The organism is Mesorhizobium sp. WSM4849, from assembly GCF_055811385.1.
On sequence record NZ_JBVVPW010000091.1, the window covers coordinates 1 to 1,354 of the forward strand.

Below are 1,354 nucleotides of genomic sequence, written 5' to 3' on the forward strand. Positions count from 1 at the left end.
GGGATGCCGAGGCGGTCGCCGAGATAATCCCAGAAGCTGACACCGAGCTTGTTGCAGGTCTTCATCATGCTGAGCATGGTGTCGCGGGCGGCACGGCCCTGGTCGCTGTGGGTTCCGCCGCTGATCTTGCGCCGGGTCACCACGCTGCGGATATCGTTCTCTGAGCCGTTGGTGTGGAGCGGAATGTCCGGGCGTTGGAGGATCTTCAGGAAGCTTTGGCGGTCGGTCCGGATGCGCGCGAGCAGACGGTCGAGGGTCACGAACCTGGTCTTCATGCCGACGATCCGGTCGAACCGCCGGGCCAGTTCCCTGGCTCTTCGGGGCGTGGGGCTCAGACACCACGCCTTGATGTCGTTGTAGAGCCACCCGATCCGGCTCTGGATCAGGGCCTTGGCGCGGCGCTGCGGTTCGGTGAAGCTATCGAGGGCATGGATCTGCCGCTCCATATGGACCCAGCACCGCGCGTGCTCGCCGATTGCGAACTGGCCCGCCCCATCACTGAGGATGACGGTGCCGTCGAGGGCCTTTGCCTCGGTCAGACCGCCCCACAATGCGCCTTCACTGGCGATGCGGAACGGGTCCAGAGGGCCATCCTTGGGCTCCAGGCCATGGGCGAGTAGATGGGCGTCCCATGACGCCGCGTCCTCGAACCCGGACGGCTCGCGCCCAGCATGCAGAAGATCCGTCGTGATCACCGGCAGCCCGCGCTCCAGCATGTAGGCGCGTGAGGCGGAGTTCAGGACCCACCGGGCCGACCCGCCGTGCAGGAGCTGCAGGAAGTTCAGCCGGCTCTTCGACTTGGTGGTCGTGAACACGGCGAACCGGTCATTGCCGATTTGCGTGCACACGCCATTGACCGCGCCATGGCGGGCCCCGGTGTCGTCGACGCTGACCCAACCGGCCGAAGCGAGCCCGGCCGTCAGAACCTGCTTCGCTTCGGCGACGAAGGCGTCGATCTTGCTGGTCAGGATCCGCACGACCTGACGCTTGGAGATCGACACGCCGAAGTCGCGCAGCAACGCGACGATCCGCTCCACGGTCGATTGACCCTGGTGATAAAGCGACAGCACCAGACGCCGAAGCTCCAAACCGAAGTGCCCGTCGACCCCGTCCGGCAGCGGAGCGACGACGATCCGGCCATCCGGCAAACGCCAGCGGTCCCGATGATAGCGGACCACCCGCACCCCGATCGTCAGATCCTGCACCACGAAGCTTGTCCGCCCCACAAACCGCGAGCCCGGTGGCGGCTCATAACAAAGACGGCGCTCTTCGGTGACGATCGCCCGGCTCGAGCCACGCCGCTTCGGACCCGTTGCCGCAGGTGAGCTCCGCTTGGACGACTGCTCCATCCCGC

1 protein-coding gene is annotated in these 1,354 nt (G+C 66.2%); it reads right to left on the bottom strand.

The genetic code is table 11. The features are described 5' to 3' along the window. Window positions 1–1,208: IS66 family transposase (locus AC0L3L_RS36320; protein WP_473642176.1), on the bottom strand; the 1,208-nt coding region annotated here is incomplete at its 3' end. Window positions 1,209–1,354: the final 146 nt, after the last annotated feature.